Below are 23,439 nucleotides of genomic sequence, written 5' to 3' on the forward strand. Positions count from 1 at the left end.
AGCTTGCTACAAACGAATTAAATTTAGAAATTCCATAAGATGGATTGATAAATCATGCATCCGGAATTTGATATCGACCTGCTGCGCACGTTTGTCGCCGTGGTGGAGACGGGCAGCTTCACGAAGGCCGCGGTGGCGGTGCACCGGTCGCAGGCGGCGGTGAGCATGCAGATCAAACGGCTTGAGCGGATGCTCGGCACGACGCTGTTCGCGCGCGACACGCGCAACCTCGCGCTGACCCGGCCAGGCAACACGTTGCTCGAATACGCGCGGCGCGTGATCGATCTGCATCACGAGGCGTGGTCCGCGATCGTACGGCCCGAGGTGACCGGGCGCGTGGTGCTCGGCGCGCCGGACGACTACGTGTCGTCGCTGCTGTCGCCGGTTCTGCGGCGCTTCTCGACCTTGTACCCGCACGTGGAGATCGAGATCGTCTGCGCGCAGAGCACGTCGCTTGCGCCGATGCTCGCCGACAACAAGATCGATCTCGCGTTCGTCACGCGCGACCGCAAGCTGCGCGGCGAATTCGTGCGGAGCGAGCCGATGGTGTGGGTCGGTTCGTCCGACGAGCCCGCCGTGCTCGCGACGTCGCCACTGCCGGTCGGTCTATACGAGCCCGGCTGCGTCGCGCGGCAGCACACGCTCGCCGCACTCGACGCCGCGAAGATCCGCTATCGCGCCGCGTACAGCAGCGCGAGTCTGCTCGGCCTCGTCGCGACGGTGGACGCGGGGCTCGCGGTGATCGCGCTCGCGCGCTGCAGCGTGCCGTCGCGGCTGTCGATACTCGGCGAGGCGCAAGGCCTGCCCGCAATCGAGCCGCTTGAGATCGTCGTCGCGCGCAGTGCGAAATCGGATCGGCCTACGTGCGACTATCTCGCCGCGCAGATGGTGCAGGATCTCGGCGTACGGTCGACGGTGAGAGCGTCGGTTGTGCCGGAGGGGTTGTCCGCGTGAGCGCGGATCGTCACGCGTTTTACGCGCGCGGTTAGAGCGATCAAACCGGATAAGCGATTACCGCCCCATCGACCGCGAGCGTCACGCGTTCGCCCGGCTCTGGGCTGCGATAGCCGGGCACGCGTGCACGGACGACGGCGCGCGCGGCCGATTGTAGTTGCAGGTCGACGGTCGCGTCCTGCCCCTGGAACACGCGCGCCTGCACGACCGCTTCGAGCACCGGCACGCCGGGCGGCGCGGTTTCGTTCGCGTGCAGCACGCGAATCTGTTCGGGGCGCACCATCACGTCGGCCGGACCGTCGGGAACTGGCGCCCACAGCCGCAGCGTACCTAGCTCGCAGGTCGCCAGGCCGGCGCGCACCTCGCCCGCGAGCAGTACCGCTTCGCCGACGAACGACGCGAGTTCGCGCGTCGCGGGTTCGCGATACAGCGTCTGCGGCGTCGCAGTCTGGATCAGCTTGCCTTGCCACAGCACCGCGACCTCGTGCCCGAGCGACAGCGCTTCCGATTGATCGTGCGTCACGAGCACCGCAGTCGCCCCCGCTGCGGCCAATGCCTGCGTGACCGCCTGACGCGTTTCGACGCGCAGCGCGGCATCGAGCGACGAGAACGGTTCGTCGAGCATCACGAGCGTCGGCGACGGGGCGAGCGCTCGTGCCAGCGCGACGCGCTGCTGCTGACCGCCCGACAGTTGTTGCGGCGCGCGCGTCGCGAACGCAGCGGGTAGACCGACCAGCTCCAACAGTTCGTCGACGCGATGGCGCACGCGCCGCTGCGAGCGTGGCAGCCCGAACACGATGTTGTCGGCGACGGACAGATGCGGAAACAGCGCGCCCTCCTGCGGCACGTAACCGATACGGCGTTGCTCGGACGGCAGATGCAGTCCTTCGCCCGCAACGCGCCGGTCGTCGATCTCGACCGTGCCGCCGTCCGCGCGCTCGAAACCGCACAGCACGCGCAGCAACGTCGTCTTGCCGCTGCCCGACGGTCCGAGCAGAGCAAGCAGTGTGCCGCGCTCGACCGACAGATCGATGCCGTGCAGCACCGGATGACCGTCGAACGATTTGCGCAGACCCGCAATACGGAGTTCGCTCATGAAATTCCAGTGGAAGACCTAGTGCTCGCCGCGCAGCGCCGAGCGCCCGAGCAGCGTGAACAGCACGCCCGACGCGCACAGCGAGATGCCGGCCAGCAGCGCGGCATACGGTGCGGCGGCGGCGAACGCCATCGTCGACGTGTCGGCCCACACCTGGGTGGCGAGCGTGCGCGTGTCGATCGGCGACAGCAGTAGCGTCGCGTTGAGTTCGGTGACGACCGAGATGAAGACCATCGCGGCCGCGGCGCCGAGACCAGGGCCGGCGAGCGGCAGCAGCACGCGCAGCACGGTCTGCAGCCAGCCGAGGCCGAGCGAGCGGGCCGTCTCCTCGAGCCGCGGCTGCGCCTGCATCAGCGCGGCGCGCACGCTGACGAGCGCGAGCGGCAAAAACAGAATGGCGTACACGACGACCAGCAGCGTCGCGCTCTGATACAGCGGCTGCAGCGCGTGCACTGCGAGCGACACGACCGCGAGCGCGATCACGAGACCCGGCACGCCCTGCGCGATGAACACCGTGCGTTCGAACAGCGTCGCGAGACGGCCGGGGTAGCGCACGAGCAGGAACGCGAGCGGAATCGCGAGCAATGTAGTCAGCGCGGCGGCCGCGACGCCGAAGCCGAGCGACGATAACGTCGCGCTCAGCAGCAGTGCGGGCGACACGTCGGCGGGCGTGACGGCAGCGGCTCCCGGCTGCGTGAGCCAGAAGCCGATCATCCCGAGCGGCACGCCGAGTGTCGCGATGGCGAGCGCGGCGAAGCCCGCGACGACAACCCAGCGCCACGCGCCGAGGTCGTAGCGCAGCACTGCGCGGCGTGTGCCGCGATCGACGCGCTCGTAGCGCGCCGTGCCGCGCACGCGGAATTCGAATGCGAGACACACGAGACATATCGCGATCAGCAGGCACGCGAGCAGCGATGCGCCGCCGCCGTCGAAGCTCGTGCGGTACTCCGCATAGATCTCGGTCGTGAAGGTGCGAAAACGCAGCAGCGTGAACGCGCCGAATTCGGACAGCACGCCGAGCGCGACGAGCAGCATGCCGCCCAGCAGTGCGGGTCGCAGTTGCGGCAGCACGACGCGCGCGAACGTCGCGAGCCGGCCGCAGCCGAGCGCGCGGGCACTCTCTTCGAGTGCTGGGTCCATGTTGCGCAGCGCCGCGGCTACCGGCAGATAGACGAGCGGGAAATACGCGGACGTGATCACCAGCAGCGCGCCCGCGAAGTCCTGCAGATCGAGGCTGAACGACACCCACGCGTAGCTCGTGATGAACGCGGGCATCGCGAGCGGTGCTGCGCTGAGGACGGCCCACACGCGCCGTCCCGGCAGATGCGTGCGCTCGACGAACCATGCAACGGCCGTGCCGATCACCGCGGACGTGAGCGTGGCCGCGCCGGTGATCAGCAGCGTGTTGACGAGCAGCTCGCCGACGAGCGGCCGGAACACGAGGTCGACCGCATCGGCAAGACCGAAACTCGCCGCGCGCCAGAACGTCAGCGCGACCGGCAGCAGCACCAGCAGCGCGCTCAACGCCGCTGCGGCCAGCAGGCCGCGCGGCGCGCGAAGACGCGTACGTCCCGCGGACGCGCCGCCCTGCAGCGGGACGGGCAAACCGGCCGTCGACGCGTCGCTCATTTACAGCAGGCCCGCCTGGCGCAGCAGCTTGCCCGCCTGGCTGTCGTCGCCGAGTTGCTGGATCGTCAGCGCGGGCGGGCTCAGTTCGTTGAATGGCTTCAAGATCGGGTCCGGCGCGACGCCCGCGTGCAACGGATACTCGAACTCCACGTGGCTTTGCGCGACCAGCGTCTGCGCGCGCTCGCTGACCAGATACGCGAGGAATTTCTGCGCGCCGTCCGCGTTGTGCGCGGTCTTCAGCACCGCCGCGCCCGACACGTTGACAAGCGCACCCGCATCGCCGTGGCCGAAGTGATAGATCGCGCTGCGCGTGGCCTTGTCGCCGATTTCCGCATGCAGACGCGCCCAGTAGTAGTTGTTGATCAGGCCGGTCGCGACCGCTCCGCGATTGACCGCGGCCACCACGCCTTCGTCGTCGTCGAAGATCTGCGCGTTGGTCTTCAACCCCTTGAGCCATTCGAGCGTCTGCGCCTCGCCCTTCAGCGCGAGTACCGCGCTCACGAGCGGCAGGAAATCGCCGTCGCTCGGCGCGATGCCGACGCGGCCTTTCCATTCCGGCTTCGCGAGATCGAACAGCGACTGCGGCAGTTGCGCCGGCTGCACCTTCGCCGTGTTGTACGCGAGCACGTTTTCGCGCGCCGTGACGCCGACCCATGCGCCGGTCGGCGAACTGAAGCGTGCGGGCACGGTCGCGAGCGTCGCCGGGTCGACCTTGCCGAGCAGGCCTTTTTCCTCGAGCAGCATCAGCTCGGGCGAGTTCTCGGTGAAGTAGACGTCGGCGGGCGAGGCCGCGCCTTCCGCGACGATCTGCGCGGCGAGCGCCGGGCCTTCGCCGCTGCGGACCTTCACGGAGATGCCGGTCTGTTTCTCGAAGTCCTTCGTCAGCATGTTGACGACCTGCTCGTGCTGCGCGTTGTACAGCACGATCGACGCCGCGTGCGCGGACGGCAGCGTGCCGAACGTGGCGGCAATAAACGATGCGGCGGCGCCGAGCACACGCAGACGTGTGCGGAACGAGGAATGGGTCATGGTCGTAGCGTGTCCTTCTTCTTGGCCAAATGAATGATCGTGTGCTGGAGGCACTTAAGCGCCGAACAGTTCCGCACCGATAAACGAGCCTTGCCGCGCGCCCGGCGGACACGCGAAGATCGCGCTGCCGACGTGCGTCGTGAACTGGTTCATCAGGTCGAACTTCGACAGCTTCTCGTTGATCGGAATGAAGCCGGTGCGCGGGTCGCCCTGGTGCGCGATGAAGATCAGCCCCGCGTCGTACTCGGTTTCCTGGCGCCATGGCGGCCAGCGTTCGATATAGAAGTTCGTGCCGTCGTTGTACGAATACGAGCGGCGCAGGATCTGCGAGCCGTTGTTCGACGCATGGTTCGACAGGCGGACGTGCGAGTTGTCCGGGATCACCGGATTGCCGTCCTTGTCCTGCGCGTCGAGGTTGACCGGATCGAACTCGTTCTTCTGCCCGATCGGCGCACCGCTGTATTTGTGCCGGCCGAACACCTGCTCCTGGAAACCGAGTTCCATCTGGTCCCAGTGCTCGAGCGTGATGCGGATGCGGCGCACGACGGTATAGGTACCGCCTTGCATCCACGGCGCGTCGGCGGCATTCGCCCAGACGAACTCGTTCATCAGCGACGGTTGTTGCGTCGACGGATTGTTGGTGCCGTCCTTGAAGCCCATCAGATTGCGCGGCGTCTGGCCGCGTGCGCCTGACAGAAAACCCGCCTGGCCCCAGCGCATCTGCGCGGTGCCGTACGCAGCGCGCGCGAGTTGCCGGACCGCGTGAAACGCAACCTGCGCGTCGTTCGCGCACGCCTGGATGAACAGATCGCCGCCGGTCTTCTCCGCGATCAGTTGATCGCCGTTGAAGCGCGGCAGATCGACGAGCGCAGCGGGGCGCCTGGGTCCGAGCCCGTAGCGGTCCTTGCCTTCGTGCGTGAAGAGACCCGGGCCGAAGCCGAACGTCACCGTCAAGCCGGATGGACCGATGCCGAGCACGTCGCCGGAATCGCCGGCGGGTTTGTCGTCGGCGGTCTGCAGCGATGTTGCGGTCGCGCCTTGCGTCATCTTCGCGGCGGCGTCGGTCCACGTGCGCAGCAGCGCGATCACGTCGTCGCGTTTGTCGGTCGTGAGATCGAGCGCGGCGACGTACGTGTGGCTCTGCTGCGGTGTGACGATGCCGCCCTGATGCGCCGCGAAAAACGGTTCGACGGCTTGCGTGGGGTCGGCCGCCGCGTGTTGCGTGGTCCTGGCGAGCGCGGCCTGAGCGGCGGGTGCGAAACCCGCCGCCGCGGCGCCGGCCGCGACCGCCGCGCCGCCCGCTTTCAGGAAGCCGCGCCGCGTGGGTCGGGATGGAGAGGAAGGATCGTTGGACATGATCGTTACCGTTACTGTTACTTCGCGAGCACCAGCGTGTTCACGTCGTCCTGCACATAGTAGAAACCGTCGCCTTCCGGCGTCAGCGCAATGCCGAACAGGTCGCCGTTACCCGGCGGCGATTGCGCCTTGTCCGTGTCGATCCAGCGCGCGTACAACTGCTTGCTGGTCGCCGGATCGATCTCGACGACCTGGCCGTTCAGCGCGTTGGTCACGAGCAGGTGACCGTTCGGCGCAGTGACCATCGCGAGCGGCCGGTGCAGCAGGCCGTCGGCGGTCAGCTGGCGGCCGACGCCCGCGCTGGTGTCGCGCGTCACCGGATCGTCGATTTCGTTCACGCGATTGCCGATCGCATCGGACACGAACAGCAGCTTCTGGTCGGCGGACAGCGCGAGTCCGGTCGGCCCGACGAGGAACACGCCCTTGTCGGCCTGCGAGCCGAAACCGCTGCCCACGACCGTTTCCTTCTTCACGACCGGTGGCTTGCCCTGCGGAATATCGAGGTCGAGGCGCAGTACGGTGGCCTGCTTGAAGACCGGCGGATTGCCATCGGCTCCACCGACACCGAAGCCCGCGTTGCTGACGAACAGCGTCGCGCTCGTACCGTTGTCGACGACCGCCATGTTGCCCCACGGGTCGTTGATATTCGGGCTGACGATCGTCGATGCGATCTTGCCCTGGCTGTCCAGCACGATCAGGCAGCCCGCGCCCTTCGTGCCGGTCGTGCCGTTGTTGCTCGGCGTGCTGCCGACGATCACCCAGCCCGACTTCAGCATCGTCATCGCCGTCGACAGGCCGATGCCACCCGGGCATTCCTTCAGGTCGCGCGGGATCGACGCGAACAGCGTCATCTGTTTCGTGTCGGGGTGATAGTCGACGATCGTGCTGCCGGTACCCTGCAGGTTGGTCGAGTTGTTGAAGTTGTCGACGAGCACGTCACCTTGCTTCACCGTGCCCGCCGACACCGGCGCGACGACGATCGCATACGGGTTCTGGTCGCCGTTGTCGGGCACCGTGTTGATCAGCGTGGTGTGCCGGTGCAGTGTTTCGAGAAAGCCTTGCGGTTCGGCCTGCGCGACGGCGGTCGTGGCAAGCGCGAACGCGCCGGCTGCGAGGGCGAGAGTCGTGCGGACGGTGCGCGACGAAAGCTTGCGCGTGAGATGTTTCATGGGGTTCTCCGTGCCTGCGCACAAAGCGTTGAGTACGGTCATGATCGGGTCGGTATAGGGATGGCGGATCATGGCGCGCTCAGAACGTGATGTTGGTCCGCACGCCGACGACGAACGTGTTGCGCAGCGGCTGCGTTGCATCGCTCGGGTTCTGGCCCGCGCCCGCGTTGAACGTGTATTGCGCGTCGGCCTGGATCTGCCACCACGGCGTCGCCTGATAGATGTAGGTCGCTTCGAGCGTCGTTTCGCTCGTGCGAATGCCGTACGGGCCGCCGGAGAGCGTGGCGGCATCCTGATCGAGTCCATGCACGCCGTTGCCGACCTTGATGTAGGTCGCGGCGAGCCCGACGCTGTCGTTGTCGCGGCCCGCGAACGGCGCCTTCAGCACGACGCCGACGTTCGCCGCGAGGCTCACGAGATTGCGGTCGCCGGGCGCGCCCATCACGCGCGCGAACACGCCGATGCTGCGCGCCCCGTCCGGATCGGGACGCCAGATCATCTGGTCCGCGACCGCGTAGATGCTGTAGTCGCCGTGATGCTGGCTCGCGGTGCCGGTCGACAGCGCCGTGTTGGCCAGCGACACGCCCGTGTTGTCGTAACGCTGATCGGCGAAGCGGCCGTTGTTGTACCAGAGGCCGATCTTGTAGGTGCCGGGCAGACCGCTCGAACCCGCGCCGACCATTTCGCCGTCGGCGGGCTGGTTGATCGCGTACTGCAGCTCGCCGATATACAGCGCGCCGGTGTGCAGGTTGAAGTTCGTGCCGCTGAGGTTGTTCGGGTTGTTGCCGAGCGGATCGCCGTCGAACACGCCCGCGAGCGCGGTCAGCGAAGGCGTGATCTGGCCGCGCACGCGGATGCCGAGATCGGCGAGCGGGTAGGCCGGGCCGCCCGACGGCATGTCGTACGAAGGCAGCGCTGGCCAGCCGAACATCGTGTTGATGAACGTGGCCGCGTACTGGCTCGTGATGAATTCCTGGTCGATGCTCTGCTGACCGACTTTCACGTCGACCCGCTTGTTCAGGAACGACTGCTGGTACCACAGCTCCCAGAGCCGCGTCGTGTCCTGTGCCTCGATCCCGGATGCGGTGTTCAGCGTGCCGAGCTTGTTCGCGCTCAGGTTCTGTCCGTGAATGTTCAGCGCGCTCGCGTTGAAGAGACCGCCGGCCAGGCCGAACGCTTTCTGCGTGTCGACCTGGACGGTCGCTGTGGTCAGGCCGTCGTAGTCGCCGCCGGTATGCAGACCGCCGCGCAGGTTCGCGAGGTATTCGCTGGTCTCGGTCAGGCTGAACGTGACGCCGTATTTGCCGAGCCACGGACGCAGCCCGCCGATGTCGCCGAGCAGGTTCTGCCGCGTCATTACACCGGTCCACTGGTTGGTCTGCTGCGCCTGGATTTTCAGGTCGGCTTCGGGCGCTTCGGGGTTTGCGTCGGGATTTGCCTCGGCGAATGCCGTCTGTGCGGTCAATGCCGAGCACGCAAATACGGAATACAGCGCCGCCTTGCGCAGCGACGATGGCACATGTCGCGCGCGTGCCGACACACGTCCAGGGAAGAGGGCGAAGGTCATGCGAATCCTTGGGTTGTTTTATTGACCGGAGCCAGTTCGCATGCGCAGCGTTCGGGCGCCGTCGTCCGGTACAGATCGTGCCCGGGTTCGCGACTTCCGGAGCAACGATGGGCGCCATCCTACGCAGTCGGCATAGGGGAGTCAATATAAATGAGAACGATTCTCATCAACATTACTTTTGTAAACCTGAAGATTACGAATAGCTGTCTGGGCGCGTCACAAACGGTCAGAAAACGCGTGCTGACAAGACAAATGCGAGGTTGCCCGGGCCGTCCGCAGAGGGGCAGCGCTATCATCGGTTTCAGCATGTCGATGCGCGTCACGCCGACGAAGCGCATCGACCCAACCAGGACGCTTTCGATGCACGACACGTTTGATCTGGATGCCTATTTCGCGCGTATCGGTTACGCGGGACCGCGCACGCCGACGCTCGATGTGCTGCGCGAGATACACCGGCTGCATCCGTGCGCGATTCCATTCGAAAATCTCGATCCGCTGACTGGCCGCCGCGTGCGACTCGAGCCGTCGGCGGTCGCGGACAAACTCGTCACGCGCCGTCGCGGCGGCTACTGCTTCGAGCAGAACGCGCTGCTCGCGCTGGTGCTGACGCAGCTCGGCTTTCGCGTGACGCCGCTGATCGCGCGCGTCATGTGGGACCGCGAGCCCGGCACCATGGGTGCGCGTACGCACATGCTGCTGCGCATCGATCTCGACGATGGTCCGTGGATGGCGGACGTCGGCTTTGGCGTGGTCACGGTGACGGCACCGCTGCGACTCATCGCGGACGTTCCGCAGCAGACACCGCACGAGACGTTTCGTCTCGTGCACGCCCCGGACGATGCATTCGATCTCGAACTGCTGGCTGGCGATACATTGAACACGTCGAAGAAGATCTACCGCTTCGATCTGCAGCGCGCCGAGGCAGCCGATTACCAGTCGGGTAACTGGTACACGTCGACCTACCCCGAGTCGCTGTTCGTCTCGCAACTGGTGGTGTGCCGTGTGACGCCGCACGCGCGTCTCACGCTGTTCAACGACCGCTTCACCGAACGCACGCTGGACGGCCACGGCACCGAGCGTACGCTCGGCAGCGCGCGCGAACTCGAGCTGTGTCTGCGCGACGCATTCGGTCTCGACCTCACCGGCATCGACGTCGAATCGATCTATGCGCGCGTCAGCGAAGTCACGGCCGGCGTGTAATTCGAACCGCGGTAACGGAGCCCACGATGCTGACCCGCATGATCGTCCAGACGTTCGCGTCGCTTGCCGTGATGGGCGTGCTGCTGTTCGGCGGCGCGGGAACGGTCGCGTGGCCGGCGGCGTGGTGCTTTCTGATCGAGGTCGGCGCGCTTGGTTTGTGGGTCGGTTTCTGGCTTGCGCGTGTCAATCCGGGGCTGCTTGCCGAACGCCTCGGCTCGCTCGTGCAGAAACAGCAGAAGCCCTGGGACCGCCTCTTCATGGCCTGCGCTGGACTGATCTGGTGCGCGTGGCTCGTGCTGATCGCGCTCGACGCGCGGCGCTTCCATGGGTCGTCGGTACCGCATTCACTGGCGGCGCTCGGTTCGCTGTGCATACTCGTCAGCATCGTCGTGACGCGCTTCGTGTTCCGTGCGAACAGCTATGCGTCGCCGGTCGTCAAGCTGCAAAGCGAACGCGGACATAAGGTCGCCGACACTGGACCGTACGCCTACGTGCGCCACCCGATGTACGCGGGGGCGATTCCGTTCTTCGTCGGTACGCCGCTGCTGCTCGGCTCGTGGTGGGGACTCGCGAGCGTGCCGCTGCTGGTCGCGGCGCTCGCCGTGCGTGCGGTGTTCGAAGAGCGGATGCTGATCGAGCAACTCGACGGTTACGCGGACTACGCGTCCCGCGTCCGCTACCGGCTGATTCCCGGTATCTGGTAATCCATCCGCGCAGGGCAGGTTCAACGGAGGTGCGCGACGCACCGCTTCCGAACCTGTCTAGACAAAATGCACCGACAGCGCGCGTTGTGCACCGCCTGTGAAATCTCCCGGAAAGCTTCGGTCACTCGTCGAACCAGTCCTGTTTATAGGGGTTTTATAGGACTTACCCGACCCTCTCCGCCATTTTGACAATTTTTCCTTGCGCCAAATTTTTTGCTCGGGCAAGCTTGTCTAGTCAAATTCGGTGACACAGCGATCGACGTGTCGGCAGCGGCATTCTCAATCAAGGAGAGGTTCGATGGGTAAGCGCAGCATGTTGGCAAAGGCATGGATCGGTGCGATGGTCGGCGCCGCGGCAATTCTCGCAACGCCGGTGCACGCGAAAGAATGGAAGACGGTGACGATCGCGCTCGAAGGCGGCTACGCACCGTGGAATCTGACGCTGCCCGGCGGCAAGCTCGGCGGCTTCGAACCGGAACTGGTCGCGAACCTGTGCACGCGGATCAAGCTGCAGTGCAATCTCGTCGCGCAGGACTGGGACGGGATGATTCCGGGCCTGCAGGCTGGCAAGTTCGACGTGTTGATGGATGCGATCTCGATCACGCCCGAGCGCCAAAAGATCATCGCGTTTTCGCGGCCGTACGCAGCGACCCCCGCGACCTTCGCGGTCACTGACACGAAGATCCTGCCGAAGGCGTCGCCGACGGCCGCACCGATCAAGCTCACCGGCGATCCGAAAACCGATCAACCCACCGTCGACGCGCTGCGCAAGCAGCTGAAGGGCAAGACGATCGGCATCCAGTCGGGCACGGTCTATACGAAGTTCATCAATGACGGCTTCAAGGACATTGCGACGATCCGCGTGTACAAGACGTCGCCTGAACGCGATCTCGATCTGGTCGCGGGCCGCATCGACGCTTCGTTCGACGACGTGACGTATTACGCCGCGAGCATGGACAAGAAAGAAAACGCGTCGATCGTGCTGGCCGGACCGAAGATCGGCGGCCCGATCTGGGGGCCGGGAGAAGGGCTCGCGTTCCGCAAGCAGGACGCCGACCTGACGGCGAAGTTCGACACCGCGATCGCCGCTGCACTCGCCGACGGCACCGTGAAGAAGCTCGCCATCAAGTGGTTCAAGACCGACGTGACGCCTTGATGGTGACGACGGCCGCGGCCGTCACAGCAAGCCATAAGCAACACGGCAACACAGCAATAAGCAGCACACGCAAGACCAGCAGCACAAGGAGGCGCACGCATGACTCTGATCGAAATACTCGGCTTCGGGCCGGAGGGCTGGGGCGGCGTGCTGCTGCTCGCGGCGTTGATGACGGTGGCGCTGACGCTTGCCGCGCTCGCGGTCGGCGCGGTGTTCGGCGCGCTCATCGCCGCGGCGAAGCTGTCGCGCTGGCGGATCGCGCGCGTGATCGGCGATCTGTACACGACGGTGTTTCGTGGCGTGCCCGAACTGCTGGTCATCTATCTGTTCTACTTCGGCGGCTCGACGCTCGTGACGACCATCGGCCAGTGGTTCGGTGCCGAGGGTTTCGTCGGCGTGCCGCCGTTCGTCGTCGGCGCGCTCGCGGTCGGGATGATCTCCGGCGCGTATCAGGCCGAGGTGTATCGCTCGGCTGTGCTCGCGGTGTCGCGCGGCGAACTGGAGGCGGCACGCTCGGTCGGCATGCCGACCTTCACGATGTTCCGCCGCATCCTGATTCCGCAGGTGCTGCGCTTCGCGCTGCCCGGCATCGGCAACGTGTGGCAACTGAGCCTCAAGGACTCGGCGCTGATCTCCGTGACCGGGCTTGCCGAGCTGCTGCGCACGAGCCAGATCGCGGCCGGCTCGACGCACCAGTACTTCGTTTTCTTCGTGGTGGGCGGTGCGCTGTATCTCGTGATGACCGGCATTTCGAACCGCGTGTTCAATCGTGCCGAAGCGCGGATCGCGCGGTCGTTCCGGCGCAACTTCGCGCGCAACTGACGAGGACGCCTTCATCATGTCTTTCGATTTCGACTTTCTGCTCGACACGCTGCGACAACTGATCGCCGCCGTGCCGACGACGCTCGGGCTGTTCTTCGCGTCGCTCGTGGTGGGCGGCCTGCTGTCGTTCGTGATCGTGTGGATGCGCGTGTCGTCGCACTGGCTGCCGAACCGCTTCGCACGTGCGTACATCCTCGTGTTTCGCGGCTCGCCGCTGCTGATCCAGATGTTCCTCGTGTACTACGGGCTCGGCCAGTTCGGCGTGATCCGCGAGAGCTTCCTGTGGCCGGTGCTGCGCGAACCGTACCTGTGCGCGGTGCTGTCACTTGCGCTATGCACCGCGGGCTATACCGCGGAAATCATCCGCGGCGGTTTGATGGCGGTGCCCGTCGGACAGATCGAGGCGGGCCACGCGATCGGCCTGTCCGGCTTCTCGCTGCTGCGCCGTGTCATCGGGCCCATCGCGCTGCGCCAGTGTCTGCCCGCGTATTCGACCGAAGCTGTGTTGCTCGTCAAATCGACCGCGCTCGCGAGTCTCGTCACCGTGTGGGAAGTGACCGGCGTCGCGCAGCAGATCATCCAGCAGACGTACCGCACGACTGAAGTGTTCATCTGCGCGGCGTTGATCTACCTGTTCCTGAATTTCGTCATCGTGCGCGTGCTGGGTGCGCTCGAGTGGCGGCTGTCGCGGCATCTGCGCGCGGCGCCTGCAGCTGCGGCCACGTTGCCCGCTGACACGTCACGCAACGAAGCCCGCAGCGCGGCGCCTTAAGTGGCGCCCCGCGCAAACCCCTTTACAGAGTCACGGAGAACCCCATGAACGCTACGGCTCCTGTCGCACTGTCGGTCAAGAACATCCACAAGTCGTTTGGCGATCACCACGTCCTGAAGGGCATCTCGCTCGATGCGCACGAGGGCGACGTGATCTCGATCCTCGGTGCGAGCGGCTCGGGCAAGAGCACGTTCCTGCGCTGCCTGAACCTGCTCGAGACACCCGACGACGGCACCGTTGCGCTCGCGGGCGAAGAGCTGAAAATGAAGCGCCGCGGCGACGGTCGTCTGCAGCCTGGCGATCGCCGCCAGGTGGACCGCATCCGCTCGCAGCTCGGCATGGTGTTCCAGAACTTCAACCTGTGGTCGCACATGACCGTGCTCGAGAACCTGATCGAAGGGCCGATGCGCGTGCAGAAGCGCAGTCGCGCCGAGGCCGTCGAAGAGGCCGAGGCGCTGCTCGCGAAGGTCGGTCTCGCCGAGAAGCGCGGCCACTATCCGGCGCATCTGTCGGGCGGCCAGCAGCAGCGCGTGGCGATCGCCCGCGCGCTCGCGATGCATCCGAAAGTAATGCTGTTCGACGAACCCACCTCTGCGCTCGATCCCGAACTGGTCGGCGAAGTGCTGCGCGTGATGCGCTCGCTCGCGGAGGAGGGCCGCACGATGCTCGTCGTCACGCACGAGATGGGTTTCGCGCGGCACGTATCGAACCGCGTGATGTTTTTGCATCAAGGGCAGGTCGAAGCGGACGGCACGCCCGACGAGGTATTCGGCGAACTGAAGTCGGACCGTTTCCGGCAGTTCGTGTCGAGCCATCACCACCGTACCGCAAACTGACCGAGCGAGCACCATCATGGCTGTTATCCGTTCCGATCGTCCTCTCGACTGGCACCAGGTCGCCGCGATTGCCGCAGGCGAAACGCTCGAACTGTCCGTCGGCGCGCGCGAGCGTATCGATGCCGCGCACACGCTCGTCGAACAGATCGTCGTGCGCGGGATTCGCGCGTATGGCGTGAATACCGGTGTCGGCGCGCTGTGCGACGTCGTCGTGTCGCCGTCCGAGCAACGCACGCTGTCGCGCAACATCCTGATGAGCCACGCGGTCGGCGTCGGCGTGCCGCTCGACGCCGCTGAAACGCGTGCGATCGTCGCGGCCGCGGTCAACAACTTCGCACATGGCCATTCGGGCATCCGCCTCGAAGTGGCCGAACGCCTCGTCGCATTGCTCGCCGCTGACTGCTTGCCGGAAGTGCCGGCGTTCGGCTCGGTGGGGTATTTGAGCCACATGGCGCACATCGCGCTGGTATGCATCGGTGAAGGACACGCGCGCTATCGCGGCGAGCGCCTCACCGGCGCGGATGCGCTGCGACGGCTCCGACTCGAACCGCTCGTGCTCGAAGCGAAGGAGGGCTTGAGTCTCGTCAACGGCACGCCGTGCGTGACCGGACTCGCCGCACTCGCGCTCGCGCACGCCGAACGGCTGCTCGACTGGACCGATGCGGTCGCCGCAATGAGCTTCGAGAATCTGCACGGCCAGATCGCCGCATTCGATGAAGAATCGCTCGCGCTGCGTATCTCGCCGGGGCTGAACCTGGTCGGCTCGAAACTGCGTGCGTCGCTTGCGGACAGCGGCATCCTCGCGTCGTTCGTCGGACAGCGCACGCAGGATCCGCTCAGCATGCGCACGATTCCGCACGTGCATGGCGCGGCGCGCGACGTGCTTGCCGCGACCGCCGATGTCGTGAACCGCGAACTCGCGTCGATCACGGACAACCCGATCGTCGCCGGCACGCCCGACGCGCCGCGCGTCTATTCGCAGGCGCATGCGGTCGGTGCATCGATCGCGCTCGCGATGGACAGTCTCGCGACCGCGATTGCGCAGGTCGCCGCGATGGCCGAGCGGCGCCTCGACCGGCTCGTCAATCCGCTCGTCAGCGGACTGCCCGCGTTCCTCGCGGAGCCGGGCGGCACGTGCTCCGGTTTCATGATCGCGCAGTACACGGCGGCCTCGCTGGTCGCGCAGAACCGCCGGCTCGCGGCGCCCGCGAGTCTCGACGGCGGCATCACGTCGGGGCTGCAGGAAGACCACCTGTGCCACGCGACGCCGGCAGCATTGAAGGCCCTGGAGATCATCGACAATGCCGGGCGTATCGTCGCGATCGAATTGCTGGCCGCTGCGCAAGCGTACGACTTGCAGACCGCCGGTGCGACGCGCGCGCCGCATACGGAGCAACTGTGGCGACGCGTGCGCGGCCTCGTGCCGACGTATCGCGACGACCGGCCGCTCGCGGACGACATGGCTGCGGCGTTCCGCCTGATCGCGGATACCGTGCCGCCGCCGCTGCCGAATCCGGGCAACCTGCAGCCGCCGCGCGACGGCGACACCCAGCACCCGGCGGCCGGTGGCGTATCGATTGCGACCGGACCTGCCGCGAACGATCCCCGGCCCGCAGCGATGGTGAGCGTGGGCCGCTGACGATCTGCCTGCTGTGCCGAACCAACACGCCGCGGCTGGCTTACCCGCCGGCCTGCGTCGCCGCTGCGCATCACCCACGAGGTCGACGTGAATACAAGCTTGGGCACGAATATGAGCACGAATATCAGCACGAATACGAGTACCGATCCGAAGTCCGCCGCGAAGACGTTAGCGCGTCCGATGCCTGCATACGAGCAGATCAAGCGCTACGTCGTCGAGCGGATTGCCGAGGGTGTGTGGAAGCCGGGCGGCCTGATTCCGTCGGAGACCGAACTCGTGAAGGAATTCGGCGTCGCGCGGATGACCGTGTCGCGCGCGCTGCGCGAGCTGACCGCCGAGCGCGTGCTGACGCGCGTGCAGGGATCGGGCACGTTCGTCGCGCCGCAGCGTTATGAATCGACGGTGCTCGAGATTCGCAACATCGCCGATGAAATCGCTGCGCGTGGGCATCTGCACACGGCGCGGGTGCTGACGCTCGAGCCGAGCGACGATCCGCTTGCGCTCGATTCATTGGGGCTCGCGAAGGGGCCCGCTTTTCATTCGCGGATCGTGCATAGCGAGGAGGGCGAGCCGATTCAGTATGAGGATCGGTATGTGAATCCGAAGGTGTTTCCCGCTTACCTCGAACAGGACTTTACCGTCGAGACGCCGAATCACTACATGGTGCGGCTCGCGCCGATTCAACGCGCCGAGTTTCGCATCTATGCGCAGAAGCCCGACGCGCATGTGCGGCGGCATCTGATGATGGAGATCGGGGAGCCTTGCTTGATGCTTTGGCGTCGGACATGGGTCGGTGAAGCCGTTGCGACTTCAGTTCAGCTTTGGCATCCGGCGTCGAGGTTTCATCTGGCGGGGAATGTTTGAGGGGTAGTGGGCGGATTGATGCGGTCGCAGGCCGACGGCGTGATCGGCGCTCGAGCATTTATCCGTTGTCGCCCCTTCTCACTATCGGTTCCGGGTGAAAGAGACAGCGGCTATGTCGATGGCAACCAGCAACGGTTCGTCGATCTTTTGGCCATCGGCATCGTACGCGTACGCGACGGTCTCCCGTTGGCTGCCTACTGAGGGACGCTGCTAGCGCGTGCCCACCCACGGCAATCGAGGCAACATACCGCTAACTTTCGGCGAACGCTCCGTCAGGCTTGATCTGTGCAGCCGCCGCACGCTGCACTGCAGGTCGGTCGCTGAGCGTGGACACTGAGGCGAAGAACTCGATGGCCTTTTCGTTCTCACGCGTGATCTGAAATCCGAGTTTGCGATGGAAAGCGATGGATAGCCGGTTGGTCTTATAGACATGGCTTCTTAGCTCGGCAATTCCCCGTTCGCGTGCGAGCCTGGCCACCTTCGCCAGCAGTTCAGAGACAACTGCAGGGGTTCGATACAGGGGATGCGTACTAAACCCGCCCACGAACCAGCAAGCCTCCGATTCCGGTCGAAGCATTGCATATGCGACCAGTTTGCCTTGCCGTCGGACTGAGCACACCTCGCTGTGGTTCAAAGACCTTTGCAAGCGCGCACGTTGCTGATCGACATCGAAGACATCGCCAGCCAGTTCTGTGTGTTCACGTAATGTCAGTGAATCAAGGGCAAGGAGTTCGTCGAGCGACGGCAACATGTCAAGGCACCAGGCGGGTAGAGTCTGCTCGATGGGAGCGTTAAGCCTCGGGTTGGTGGCAAACCACTTCGATGTTGTGCCCGTCCGGACCAATCACAAAAGCTGCATGGTAGTTCGCGTGGTAGTGCGGGCGCGGACCCGGCGCGCCATTGTCTTTGCCACCCGCCTCCTGAGCCGCGCGATGAGAGATCACGGCGATGTTGCCATACGTAGCCACAAGTAGCCACCGGTGGCAGTTGGGGTATGACATCTAGTCTGGTGATGCTGGAATCCGTGTAACATCCCGCCAGCGACAACATCACCGATATCTGGGAGGTTCGTGTATGAAAGCTCTTTGCGAATGGATGTTCAAAAGAAATACCTTCAAACCATCTTCGCAAGAGAATCATGTCCGACACGAACCACGACCCATTTCGCTTTTCCACGATCGCGCATCGTAACCACCACTACCTGAGCCCGCTTTCACGCGGCAAGGCTCACGAACTACTGCAAAGCCTGACCAGCAATCTTTCTGCCGGCGATATCGTGCTCGATGCCGGTTGCGGCAAGGCCGCGCTATTGCGCGATGTGCTCCAGATGTCGCCGGTGCGCGGTGTTGGTGTCGATATCAACCAACGCTTTCTCGACGAGGCACGCGCACTCTATCAGCGAGACGCGCCAGGGGATCCGCGACTAAGCTTGATCAATTCCCCGTTGCTCGACCACGTTCGCCCGAGCGGAAGCTACGCTGCAATCCTCTGTGTCGGATCCACGCAGGCATTTGGATCGTTCGAAGCATGCCTTCGTGTTGCCTTCGACTGGCTCAAACCAAACGGTCGCTTGCTTGTCGCGGAGGGCTTCTGGAAGCAGCCACCCTCGCAAGACTACCTGGATGTCCTCGGCGCGACAGCCGACGAGTTCGTCACCCACGCGGAAAATGCCGGGCGCGCGCGTGCGTGTGGCTATCACTTGCTCCGCACGGCAACCAGTAGCGATGACGAATGGGATGAATACGAGGGCAAGTACTGCGATGCGATGATGCGATACCTCGCTACGCATCCGGACGATCCGGACGCGGAGAGATTTTCCAACCGGATGCAGCAATGGCATGGCGCCTATCTGCGATGGGGACGGGCAACACTCGGCTTCGGCTATTACTTGCTCGCGCGTCCCTGACCAACCGTTCGCTTCTGGTCGAATACTGCTGGCCGGCGAACGTCAGCTTCGCGCAAAGCGAACACCCGGCAGACCCACGGCCCGTCTAGTGGGTCTACCGGGTAACTTCATCGACATGCACCCGTAGCGTCAGTCAGCGACGTCGCGCGCGATGATCTCAACCAGTTCAAAATGCAGCGTCACCAGCTCGAAGCGATCATGCAGTTCAAGGTGCGGCATGCAACGAATATGGCACTCGCGAAACGCCTCCGCACTGGAAAACGTTTCGCCACGCCAGACTTCCTCGGGGATGTTCCCGAATTCGATCGTGTACACCTTGGTTGCCTTGATGATGCAGCGAAGTCGCTGCTTCAAATCGTAGACTTCGATAACGTCGCCCGGCGCATAGCCACCATCGCCATACTCGCCATAGGGCTTGTAGTAGTCATCAACCGTATCGGCCGTGACGGTTTTTCGACCATCCATGACAGCGCGCGGAAGACTATCGTCGTTTTCGTCAGATCCCCAGAAAGTCAGTCTCTTTCTTCTGTTCATCTCGCATGCCTTGTGCGTGGTTGCCAGGAGGTTCAAAGAATACCAGCGCACGATTGCCAACGATCTACGTCCGAACGTCGACCGGTCCCGGCAACAACGCCATCAACCCTCTTCCAGCAACGTCCGCAAATCCGCGCTACGCAGCACGGCAACCGCAAGACCGAGCGTAACGAAACTAAGCAGCGCAATAATGCCCACACCAAGATCGACAGAGAAGCGCAGCCCGTGAATCGTCGCGACTCTTCCAAGGACCGCGGCGACGACACCCATCGACAGATAAGCCAGCAGGTAAAGCGCGGAGAGTACACCGCCACGCCGGGAGGAGGGTGTCGCGTGATTGATGACCTCCAGCGCACTCAGAAATAGCAGGCTGTAGCCCGTTCCGGTCATCGCCGTCGCTGCCATGAATATCGGCAGGCGATGCCATGCCGCCGCGAGTGCGAGTAGCCCCATGCCCGCGGCAGAAGCACTCGCGCCGACGATCATCGCGACGCGTGCCGGCAAAGGCTTCGCAAGAATACCGACGACCCCTGATGTGATGGCGAAGACCGCAAGGATCGTACCGTTGACCAGCGCGTTTCGTGAGTCGACCAGGTCGTGGGCCACCTGGCCGCCGAGCGACAGGATCATGACGCCGTGGGTATAGGCCGTCATCATGGCGACCGCGGCAATGACAAATGCTTTGCGCGTCCGGCGCGGTACCGAGGGTAGCCGCGGCCGCCAGGTTTCGACCGGTCCCGGGCCGGCGTGTCGCGGCAGAAACCAGGTCGCTGCGAGCAGCAGTGTGAGCAGCGCCGCCAGCATCCAGAAAACGAGGTGCATCGGCCAGGGTCCGTATTGGACGAAGGCGCCTCCCAGGATGAGTGCCGCTGCGAAGCCCACGCCCTGCGCCACCGTAGCGACCATGGAGGCGCGCCGCGACGAGCCGCCGGCGTTGAACTCGACCAGGGCGGCTGTGGAGGGGCCGGCGCTCAAGCCGACGCCAATGCCCATGAATGCGCGCGCCAGGAAAAGCCACGCGACGCTCGGCGCGACCGCGAGGATCAACACACCCATCAACGACGCGCCGAGCCCCAGCAGCATGGTCGCGCGTCGGCCGATATGGTCGGAGAGATCGCCAAACAGGATCAGTATGGTGACGACCGCGATCGGATAGACCGCGAAGACTCCGGCCGTCACTGTCTGGGTCAGATGCCATTGCGCAGCGTAGAGCTGGTACGTCATGGAAGGCGCAGCGCTGGTCCAGAGCGTGTGCGCGACCACCCCCGCCGAGACCCAGAAGCTCGTCCCATGGTCGAGCGTGAAATGCGCCCGTCGGTGTTCGTTGCCGCTGCCGTTGGTGACGGCAACATCGGCAGGCGGGCAGGTCGAGTGGTTCATGGCCGTGATCCTGTGGCTGTTGTCACTTCGGGCCGCCGTCGACATGCAATGAAATTTCTCGCGACGGCGGTGTGAGGAACCCGCGCTCCTGCTTATCCGCGCGCCGCGTCCTCGGCAAGAAACTGCGCAACGTGCGTAACGAAGCGCTCCGGGTACTGATACAACGACCCATGATTCGCATCCGGATAAATAATCAACTGCGCATCCGGAATGTGCTGCTGCAGAATCCACGAGTTGATCGAATAGATGATCACGTCGTTGTCGCCATTCACGACGAGCGTCGGCTGGGTGACCGCCTGCAGATAGGCGTACGGGTTTTCTCGCGGCGCACCCCACTTCGCGAGTGCGGCGAGTTGCGCGGGCGCGACCTTGTCGTTTGCTGCGGGGTCGCGGTTCTCGGTCCGAAGACGGAATCGATCGAGGAACGCGCGCCCTGCGGTCTGGCTCGTCGCGGAAGGCGAGAAGTGCACGCGTAGCCAGAGATGATCGGGCTCGTCGTAGCTTGCGCCGAAGATCTCCTGCGCCTCGGGCGTCAGCGACGCCATGCCTTCGCCGCTGCGCGGACCTGTACCGACCAGTATCAACCGACGCACGAGCTGCGGCTTTGCAATCGCAAGTTCCTGCGCAACGAGACCGCCCATCGAAAAGCCCAGCACGTCGACCTGCTTCAATCCGAGCGCCTCGATGAACGCGGCAGCGTTGGCCGCCATTTCCTCGATCGACTCCGGTACCGTGCCCGAGCTGCTGGAAATGCCGGCGTTGTTGAACAGGATTACTTCGCGGTCTTGAGCGAGACCGTCGGTGACGGCGGGATCCCAATGATCCATCGTGCCGGTGAAGTGAATGTTCATCACGAGCGGCACGCCTTGCGGGTTGCCGAAGCGGCGATACGCGAAGCGGATGCCGTTCGCTTCGACGTGCTGCGTCGGAGCGGTGTGATGGGTGGCGTGGGTCATGATTGTGATCCTTGTGTTGTGAGGACGCTCAAGACGATCAGGAGGGGAAGCACTCGCCGAAGTACTCGCGGCTCAGAGCACTTCGAACACGCTGTACACGGGGCCATCCGCAAACCGATGGCCGGTGCCCACCGCGAGCACGCGGTTCAGCCAGTCGTATCGGCCTGCCGGTGCCTCGAACAGCGGACTGATCCGGAAGTAGTAACTTGCCGGGTCGACCGCCTCGCCTTTTTCCAGCCGATGTATCACGTCGGCCGGGCCGTGCCGGAGGCCGCGATACGTCATCCCGATCGCGACGCCGTCGTCGGTCTTCAGAACGAGTCGCACGTCGAGCGTCGTGCTGCCGTCGCTGCGCACGGTCTGCCAGTCGCTGCTGCCGTCGAGCACGGTTCCCGACAGCCGGGTTCCGGCAAACGTGCCGGATGGCACGATGCCTACGCGCCGGAACAGGCCCGGCGTCTCGCCGACCACGACGATCGGTTTCACGTCGAGACGCATCACGAACAGCGGTTGTGTCTGCACGCTCTGCAGGACCGGCGGAAGATCTTCGAAGAGAAGGTTGGACATGTCGTTCACCTTGTCGGGTTGAGGTCGGGTCACGCGGCCGTTCTGCCGCCGTTGACACGCAGCACTTCGCCGGTCATGAAGCTCGATTTCGGCGACGCGACGAACACGATCGCGTCGGCGATTTCCTCCGGCGTGCCCGCCCGCTTGAGCGGCACAGTCGCGAGCATGGTGGCCTTGCGCTCGTTCGAGCCAGTCAACCGGTTCAGCATCCCGGTTTCGACCGGACCCGGCGCCACGGCATTGACGCGCACACCGAACGGCGCCGCTTCGAGCGCCGCGGATTTCGTCAGGCCCTCGACCGCGTGCTTGCTCGCGACGTAGATCGACAGGCCGGCGGCTCCGCGAATCCCCATCGTCGACGACACGTTGACGATGCTGCCGCTTCCTTGCGCCGACATTGCACGCAGTTCGTGCTTCATCGCGAGCAGCGTGCCGAGCACGTTCGCATCGAAGACGGCGGCGTAACGCTCGGGCGTCTGCTCGACGACGGGCGCGGTCTCGCCTTCGGTGCCCGCGGCGTTCACCGCGACGTCGAGCCGTCCGAAGCGCGCGATGGTCTGTTCGACGAGCGCTTTAACCTGGTCTTCGACGCGCACGTCAGCCTGCACGAATTCCGCTTCGGTGCCGATCGAACGCAGTTCTTCGACGAGCTTGTGGCCTTCGTCGGCACGGCGGCCCGATACGACCACACGCGCTTTGTCGTTAGCGAATGCGAGGGCCGTCGCGCGGCCGATGCCGGACAGTGCGCCGGTGACGAGTACTACGGGTGAGTCGTTCATTTCAGTTTCTCGTTTCGTTGTCACGGCATGAGAGAGGGCTAGCGAGCCGCGACCGGCAGTTCTTCGATCGCATCGACGCGGTCCGGATAGAACGCGAGGAAGTCGCGGATCGGCTCGACAGCTTCATAGGGGTTTTCATACGTCCAGACGGCGTCCGTCGCTCGTTCCCCGGCGGACGGAATCGAAAAGTACGCGCAGTCCCCCTTGTACGGGCAGTAGGTCGCGTGATCCGTGCGTTCGAGCAGCGTCATGTTCACGTCCTTCCTCGGGATGTAGAACACGGCCGGGTAGCGGGCTTCGCGCAGCGTCAACGCATCGTGCGTATCGGCGATTACGGCGCCGCCTGCGGTGATCACCACCCGCGAAGGATTGCGTTCGATCGTGATCGGATGGTCGGGGCCCGGAATCTTGACGGGCTTCTGATTCGAAACAGTAGGGTTGGACATGAGCGTATTCCTCGGGAGGGTCAGTCGGGTGTCGTCGTTAGGTTTGTCTATGCGTCGAAATAAGTATCGAAACAAGCA

General features: G+C 64.7%; 23 protein-coding genes and 1 pseudogene. 10 read left to right on the forward strand and 14 right to left on the reverse strand.

Translation table 11 applies throughout. The features are described from left to right. Window positions 1-54: 54 nt before the first annotated feature. Entirely contained in the window at window positions 55-954 is a 900-nt protein-coding gene (locus ACREXZ_RS25265) for a LysR substrate-binding domain-containing protein (RefSeq protein ID WP_431766857.1), read from the forward strand. 40 nt (window positions 955-994) lie between these two features. Here the strand turns inward: ACREXZ_RS25265 and ACREXZ_RS25270 are convergent, their stop codons facing one another. From ACREXZ_RS25270 to ACREXZ_RS25295, 6 genes are all read right to left on the reverse strand, one after another. Continuing rightward, the gene (locus ACREXZ_RS25270) at window positions 995-2,050 is read right to left on the reverse strand and encodes an ABC transporter ATP-binding protein (RefSeq protein WP_431766858.1); all 1,056 of its coding nucleotides are present in this window, start codon (window positions 2,048-2,050) and stop codon (window positions 995-997) included. 18 nt (window positions 2,051-2,068) lie between these two features. Beyond that, window positions 2,069-3,679: an ABC transporter permease gene (locus ACREXZ_RS25275; protein ID WP_431766859.1), complete on the reverse strand. Its 1,611-nt coding sequence runs from the start codon at window positions 3,677-3,679 to the stop codon at window positions 2,069-2,071. Then, window positions 3,680-4,708 (reverse strand): iron ABC transporter substrate-binding protein, encoded by a 1,029-nt coding sequence (locus tag ACREXZ_RS25280; protein ID WP_431766860.1) that lies wholly within the window; start codon window positions 4,706-4,708, stop codon window positions 3,680-3,682. 54 nt (window positions 4,709-4,762) lie between these two features. Further along, the gene (gene efeB / locus ACREXZ_RS25285; protein WP_431766861.1) at window positions 4,763-6,064 is read right to left on the reverse strand and encodes an iron uptake transporter deferrochelatase/peroxidase subunit; all 1,302 of its coding nucleotides are present in this window, start codon (window positions 6,062-6,064) and stop codon (window positions 4,763-4,765) included. Between the two features lie 17 nt (window positions 6,065-6,081). Then, on the reverse strand, window positions 6,082-7,233 hold the full coding sequence (locus ACREXZ_RS25290) for a hypothetical protein (protein WP_431766862.1): 1,152 nt from the start codon (window positions 7,231-7,233) through the stop codon (window positions 6,082-6,084). A gap of 79 nt (window positions 7,234-7,312) precedes the next feature. After that, a complete protein-coding gene (locus tag ACREXZ_RS25295) occupies window positions 7,313-8,800 on the reverse strand; it encodes a carbohydrate porin (protein WP_431766863.1) in 1,488 nt (495 codons plus the stop codon). A gap of 360 nt (window positions 8,801-9,160) precedes the next feature. Between ACREXZ_RS25295 and ACREXZ_RS25300 the strand changes: the two genes are divergently transcribed. From ACREXZ_RS25300 to hutC, 8 genes are all read left to right on the forward strand, one after another. Next, on the forward strand, window positions 9,161-10,000 hold the full coding sequence (locus ACREXZ_RS25300) for an arylamine N-acetyltransferase family protein (protein WP_431766864.1): 840 nt from the start codon (window positions 9,161-9,163) through the stop codon (window positions 9,998-10,000). Window positions 10,001-10,026: 26 nt separating this feature from the next. Continuing rightward, entirely contained in the window at window positions 10,027-10,704 is a 678-nt protein-coding gene (locus ACREXZ_RS25305; protein WP_431766865.1) for a methyltransferase family protein, read from the forward strand. Between the two features lie 298 nt (window positions 10,705-11,002). After that, complete coding sequence (locus tag ACREXZ_RS25310) at window positions 11,003-11,860, forward strand: transporter substrate-binding domain-containing protein (protein ID WP_431766866.1); 858 nt, start codon at window positions 11,003-11,005, stop codon at window positions 11,858-11,860. A gap of 99 nt (window positions 11,861-11,959) precedes the next feature. Further along, a complete protein-coding gene (locus ACREXZ_RS25315) occupies window positions 11,960-12,682 on the forward strand; it encodes an ABC transporter permease (RefSeq protein WP_431766867.1) in 723 nt (240 codons plus the stop codon). Window positions 12,683-12,698: 16 nt separating this feature from the next. Then, window positions 12,699-13,454, forward strand: a complete 756-nt coding sequence (locus ACREXZ_RS25320) for an ABC transporter permease (RefSeq protein ID WP_431766868.1) — start codon at window positions 12,699-12,701, stop codon at window positions 13,452-13,454. A 44-nt stretch (window positions 13,455-13,498) separates the two neighbouring features. Continuing rightward, window positions 13,499-14,290, forward strand: a complete 792-nt coding sequence (locus tag ACREXZ_RS25325) for an ABC transporter ATP-binding protein (protein WP_431766869.1) — start codon at window positions 13,499-13,501, stop codon at window positions 14,288-14,290. A gap of 16 nt (window positions 14,291-14,306) precedes the next feature. Then, a complete protein-coding gene (locus ACREXZ_RS25330) occupies window positions 14,307-15,929 on the forward strand; it encodes an HAL/PAL/TAL family ammonia-lyase (protein WP_431766870.1) in 1,623 nt (540 codons plus the stop codon). A 180-nt stretch (window positions 15,930-16,109) separates the two neighbouring features. Next, window positions 16,110-16,793: a histidine utilization repressor gene (hutC, locus tag ACREXZ_RS25335; RefSeq protein ID WP_431766962.1), complete on the forward strand. Its 684-nt coding sequence runs from the start codon at window positions 16,110-16,112 to the stop codon at window positions 16,791-16,793. Window positions 16,794-17,043: 250 nt separating this feature from the next. Here the strand turns inward: hutC and ACREXZ_RS25340 are convergent, their stop codons facing one another. Together ACREXZ_RS25340 and ACREXZ_RS25345 are read right to left on the reverse strand one after the other, a co-directional pair. Continuing rightward, entirely contained in the window at window positions 17,044-17,544 is a 501-nt protein-coding gene (locus ACREXZ_RS25340) for a GNAT family N-acetyltransferase (protein WP_431766871.1), read from the reverse strand. Between the two features lie 40 nt (window positions 17,545-17,584). Then, window positions 17,585-17,728: pseudogene (locus tag ACREXZ_RS25345) on the reverse strand (VOC family protein); the annotation flags it as partial. Window positions 17,729-17,931: 203 nt separating this feature from the next. Between ACREXZ_RS25345 and ACREXZ_RS25350 the strand changes: the two are divergent. After that, on the forward strand, window positions 17,932-18,699 hold the full coding sequence (locus tag ACREXZ_RS25350) for an SAM-dependent methyltransferase (protein WP_431766872.1): 768 nt from the start codon (window positions 17,932-17,934) through the stop codon (window positions 18,697-18,699). Window positions 18,700-18,828: 129 nt separating this feature from the next. On the opposite strand, the gene ACREXZ_RS25355 is transcribed toward ACREXZ_RS25350, so the two are convergent. The 6 genes from ACREXZ_RS25355 to ACREXZ_RS25380 all read right to left on the reverse strand — a co-directional run bounded on the left by ACREXZ_RS25355 (window position 18,829) and on the right by ACREXZ_RS25380 (window position 23,361). Continuing rightward, on the reverse strand, window positions 18,829-19,233 hold the full coding sequence (locus tag ACREXZ_RS25355; protein WP_431766873.1) for an ASCH domain-containing protein: 405 nt from the start codon (window positions 19,231-19,233) through the stop codon (window positions 18,829-18,831). 102 nt (window positions 19,234-19,335) lie between these two features. Next, window positions 19,336-20,613: an MFS transporter gene (locus ACREXZ_RS25360; RefSeq protein WP_431766874.1), complete on the reverse strand. Its 1,278-nt coding sequence runs from the start codon at window positions 20,611-20,613 to the stop codon at window positions 19,336-19,338. 92 nt (window positions 20,614-20,705) lie between these two features. Then, on the reverse strand, window positions 20,706-21,569 hold the full coding sequence (locus tag ACREXZ_RS25365; protein WP_431766875.1) for an alpha/beta fold hydrolase: 864 nt from the start codon (window positions 21,567-21,569) through the stop codon (window positions 20,706-20,708). Between the two features lie 72 nt (window positions 21,570-21,641). Beyond that, window positions 21,642-22,136 carry a DUF3237 domain-containing protein gene (locus ACREXZ_RS25370; protein WP_431766876.1) on the reverse strand — a complete coding sequence of 165 codons (495 nt, stop codon included), beginning with the start codon at window positions 22,134-22,136 and terminating at the stop codon, window positions 21,642-21,644. A 29-nt stretch (window positions 22,137-22,165) separates the two neighbouring features. Further along, on the reverse strand, window positions 22,166-22,915 hold the full coding sequence (locus ACREXZ_RS25375) for an SDR family NAD(P)-dependent oxidoreductase (RefSeq protein ID WP_431766877.1): 750 nt from the start codon (window positions 22,913-22,915) through the stop codon (window positions 22,166-22,168). A 38-nt stretch (window positions 22,916-22,953) separates the two neighbouring features. Then, window positions 22,954-23,361: a DUF427 domain-containing protein gene (locus ACREXZ_RS25380; RefSeq protein WP_431766878.1), complete on the reverse strand. Its 408-nt coding sequence runs from the start codon at window positions 23,359-23,361 to the stop codon at window positions 22,954-22,956. Window positions 23,362-23,439: the final 78 nt, after the last annotated feature.

The organism is Paraburkholderia sp. (assembly GCF_050742655.1).
Classification (GTDB): Bacteria; Pseudomonadota; Gammaproteobacteria; order Burkholderiales; family Burkholderiaceae; genus Paraburkholderia.

Excerpts from the sequence above, each read along its gene's own strand:
- ACREXZ_RS25360 (WP_431766874.1), bottom strand. The coding sequence starts at position 20,613 with ATGAACCACTCGACCTGCCCGCCTGCCGATGTTGCCGTCACCAACGGC.
- ACREXZ_RS25330 (WP_431766870.1), top strand. The coding sequence starts at position 14,307 with ATGGCTGTTATCCGTTCCGATCGTCCTCTCGACTGGCACCAGGTCGCC.
- ACREXZ_RS25315 (WP_431766867.1), top strand. The coding sequence starts at position 11,960 with ATGACTCTGATCGAAATACTCGGCTTCGGGCCGGAGGGCTGGGGCGGC.
- ACREXZ_RS25325 (WP_431766869.1), top strand. The coding sequence starts at position 13,499 with ATGAACGCTACGGCTCCTGTCGCACTGTCGGTCAAGAACATCCACAAG.
- ACREXZ_RS25265 (WP_431766857.1), top strand. The coding sequence starts at position 55 with ATGCATCCGGAATTTGATATCGACCTGCTGCGCACGTTTGTCGCCGTG.
- ACREXZ_RS25370 (WP_431766876.1), bottom strand. The coding sequence starts at position 22,136 with ATGTCCAACCTTCTCTTCGAAGATCTTCCGCCGGTCCTGCAGAGCGTG.
- ACREXZ_RS25270 (WP_431766858.1), bottom strand. The coding sequence starts at position 2,050 with ATGAGCGAACTCCGTATTGCGGGTCTGCGCAAATCGTTCGACGGTCAT.
- ACREXZ_RS25295 (WP_431766863.1), bottom strand. The coding sequence starts at position 8,800 with ATGACCTTCGCCCTCTTCCCTGGACGTGTGTCGGCACGCGCGCGACAT.
- ACREXZ_RS25275 (WP_431766859.1), bottom strand. The coding sequence starts at position 3,679 with ATGAGCGACGCGTCGACGGCCGGTTTGCCCGTCCCGCTGCAGGGCGGC.
- ACREXZ_RS25310 (WP_431766866.1), top strand. The coding sequence starts at position 11,003 with ATGGGTAAGCGCAGCATGTTGGCAAAGGCATGGATCGGTGCGATGGTC.
- ACREXZ_RS25290 (WP_431766862.1), bottom strand. The coding sequence starts at position 7,233 with ATGAAACATCTCACGCGCAAGCTTTCGTCGCGCACCGTCCGCACGACT.
- ACREXZ_RS25280 (WP_431766860.1), bottom strand. The coding sequence starts at position 4,708 with ATGACCCATTCCTCGTTCCGCACACGTCTGCGTGTGCTCGGCGCCGCC.
- ACREXZ_RS25340 (WP_431766871.1), bottom strand. The coding sequence starts at position 17,544 with ATGTTGCCGTCGCTCGACGAACTCCTTGCCCTTGATTCACTGACATTA.
- ACREXZ_RS25375 (WP_431766877.1), bottom strand. The coding sequence starts at position 22,915 with ATGAACGACTCACCCGTAGTACTCGTCACCGGCGCACTGTCCGGCATC.
- ACREXZ_RS25320 (WP_431766868.1), top strand. The coding sequence starts at position 12,699 with ATGTCTTTCGATTTCGACTTTCTGCTCGACACGCTGCGACAACTGATC.
- ACREXZ_RS25355 (WP_431766873.1), bottom strand. The coding sequence starts at position 19,233 with ATGAACAGAAGAAAGAGACTGACTTTCTGGGGATCTGACGAAAACGAC.
- ACREXZ_RS25305 (WP_431766865.1), top strand. The coding sequence starts at position 10,027 with ATGCTGACCCGCATGATCGTCCAGACGTTCGCGTCGCTTGCCGTGATG.
- ACREXZ_RS25380 (WP_431766878.1), bottom strand. The coding sequence starts at position 23,361 with ATGTCCAACCCTACTGTTTCGAATCAGAAGCCCGTCAAGATTCCGGGC.
- ACREXZ_RS25300 (WP_431766864.1), top strand. The coding sequence starts at position 9,161 with ATGCACGACACGTTTGATCTGGATGCCTATTTCGCGCGTATCGGTTAC.
- ACREXZ_RS25365 (WP_431766875.1), bottom strand. The coding sequence starts at position 21,569 with ATGACCCACGCCACCCATCACACCGCTCCGACGCAGCACGTCGAAGCG.
- ACREXZ_RS25350 (WP_431766872.1), top strand. The coding sequence starts at position 17,932 with ATGTCCGACACGAACCACGACCCATTTCGCTTTTCCACGATCGCGCAT.
- hutC (WP_431766962.1), top strand. The coding sequence starts at position 16,110 with ATGCCTGCATACGAGCAGATCAAGCGCTACGTCGTCGAGCGGATTGCC.
- efeB (WP_431766861.1), bottom strand. The coding sequence starts at position 6,064 with ATGTCCAACGATCCTTCCTCTCCATCCCGACCCACGCGGCGCGGCTTC.